The 2,143-nt window shown below is 74.6% G+C and carries 4 protein-coding genes; 1 reads left to right on the forward strand and 3 read right to left on the reverse strand.

Annotated features, from left to right (window positions below; translation table 11 throughout):
- On the reverse strand, window positions 1-116 hold a 116-nt coding region (locus VF468_04290), incomplete at its 3' end, for a redoxin domain-containing protein (protein ID HEX5877533.1).
- A gap of 200 nt (window positions 117-316) precedes the next feature.
- Here VF468_04290 and VF468_04295 point away from each other — a divergent pair.
- Complete coding sequence (locus VF468_04295) at window positions 317-652, forward strand: VOC family protein (protein HEX5877534.1); 336 nt, start codon at window positions 317-319, stop codon at window positions 650-652.
- Window positions 653-655: 3 nt separating this feature from the next.
- Here VF468_04295 and VF468_04300 read toward each other — a convergent pair whose 3' ends face one another.
- Window positions 656-1,300, reverse strand: a complete 645-nt coding sequence (locus tag VF468_04300) for a hypothetical protein (GenBank protein HEX5877535.1) — start codon at window positions 1,298-1,300, stop codon at window positions 656-658.
- A gap of 111 nt (window positions 1,301-1,411) precedes the next feature.
- Window positions 1,412-2,143, reverse strand: a 732-nt coding sequence (locus VF468_04305) for a L,D-transpeptidase family protein (protein ID HEX5877536.1), incomplete at its 5' end; no start/stop codon positions are given.

Consider the following 2,143-nt stretch of genomic DNA (forward strand, 5'->3'; position numbering starts at 1 on the left):
GGGTAGAAGTAGACGAGCACCTTGGTGCCCTTGAAGTCGTCCAGCGACACCGGGTTGCCGTCCTGGTCGGGCAGGGTGAACGTCGGCGCCTGGGCGCCCTGGTCGAGCTTGGCCATCGGCGGTCCCTCCTGAGCGGTTCAAGGCATCGACTGTATCGCTAGGCGGCATCGCCAGGCGGCCTGGGCGGCAACGATCAGGGTGCCGAGCACGGCCAGGCCGGCCGCCCCTGGCCGCAGCCCACCTGTGGACAGGCTCGACCCGGCACCCGGCGGGGCGTAGGATGACTCGAACAGATGTTCGACCATGGGGAGGTCGGATGATCACCAGGGTGAGCTCGGTCGGGGTCCGGGCCGGGGACCAGGACCGGGCGGTCGACTTCTACGTCGGCAAGCTCGGGTTCGAGAAACGACGCGACGAGCCGATGGGGATGGACGGCCGCTGGGTCGAGCTCGCCCCGGCCGGAGCCGAGACGGCGGTGGTGCCGTTCACGCCCGGGCTGGTGTTCGCCTGCGACGACATCCAGGCGACCTTCGAGGAGCTACGCGGGCGCGGGGTCGAGTTCACCGAGCCCCCGACCGAGCAGCCCTGGGGCCGCTGGGCCCAGTTCCGCGACCCCGACGGCAACGAGCACGGCCTGCTCGAGCGCCCCTGAGCCCTAGGAGGCGCCCAGGCCCGCCGAGCGGCGCCGCGCCAGCGTGACAGCCGCCACGACCACCAGCACGCCCATGCCGGCCGCGACCCAGGGCCAGAGCGCCGGGGACGGGGCGGGCGCCGGGGAGGCCGGGGACGGGGTGGGGGCGGGCTTGGGGGCGGCCAGGGGCTGGCGGTCGGGGAGGCCGAGGGTGACGAGGTCCTGGCGGAGGTTGTCGCCGGCGCGGTACCAGCCGCCCTTGGTGGCGCCGTCGAGGACCTTCTGGCCGGTGGCCATGTAGGTCACCGGGCCGCCGGCCGCGTACGGCCAGACGGACTGGCGGACCAGGTCCTCGCCGCCGTCGCCGTTGGGGAAGGTCCAGGTGATCGTGTAGCGGGGGCCGCGCCGGGTGGTGGGGGCGGCGGCCAGCGCGCCGCTCTGCCCGTCCTCCCACAGCAGCGCGAACACGCCGGCCGCCTCGGCCAGGTTGGCCAGGTCGGTGCCGGCGCCCGGCTCGCCGTCGCCCTTGAGGTGGATGGGGCCGCCCGGCAGGCCGCCGGGCCCGCCGCCCGAGATGGTGGCGGCCGACGCCCCCTTGGCCTGGGCGGCCGTGGGGACCACGGCCAGCAGGAGGGCGAGGACGAGCATGGCCAGAGCACGGCGCCGCATTGGGTGACCCCTTCCCGGAGGACCGACTTCCGCCCTGGTACACCGGGAGCCCCGAGCTGGTTCCAGCCCAGCCACCGGTCTCGGGGGCACACGAGGGGCAGAGCCCCCGCGTCAGGTCCGGTAGACCAGCATCGGGGTGCCGACCGGGAGCCGGGCGAACCAGCGGTCCATGGCCGTGGTGGTGATGCGGATGCAGCCGTGGCTGGCCGGGAACGGCGGCACCGACGGCGCGCCGTGCAGGGCGTAGCCGCCGATGAAGTAGGCGGGCCGGTACAGCAGGCCCAGCTTGCTCCGGCGCCAGGCGTCGATCTTGCGCTGGATCACGAAGCGGCCCTGCGGGGTCACGGCCAGCCGGACGTCGCCGTCGACGGTGTAGGTCTGGCCCGAGGCCGATGAGGCGTCCAGGATCTCCACGATCTTGCCGTTCTTGACCATGTAGACGACCTGGAGGGTGAGGTCGGCCTCGACGTGGAAGCCGGGGCTGGCGGAGCGGGGGCGGGGTGTCCGCGGGCGCTCCAGGGCGCGCCGGGTGACCGGCCCCACGATGCCGTCGCGGCCGAGGCGGTTGACCTTCTGGAAGGCGACGACCGAGTGGTGGGTCTCGGGCCCGAACTGGCCGTCGGCCGCCTGGACCTGGTAGCCGAGCTCGTGGAGGCGGCGCTGCAAGGCCTTGACCTGGGCCCCCTCGGAGCCGGAGCGGAGCTTGGCCCGCGCGGCCGGCTTCGGCTTGGGCTTCGGCTTCGTGGTCGTGGTCGGGGCCGCGGTGGTCGGCGGCGCGCTGGTGGTGGGGGCGGCGGTGGTCGCCGGCGCCTCGGTGGTGGGGGTCTCGGTGGTTGGCGCGGC

Source organism: Actinomycetota bacterium, assembly GCA_036280995.1.
GTDB lineage: Bacteria > Actinomycetota > CALGFH01 > CALGFH01 > CALGFH01 > CALGFH01.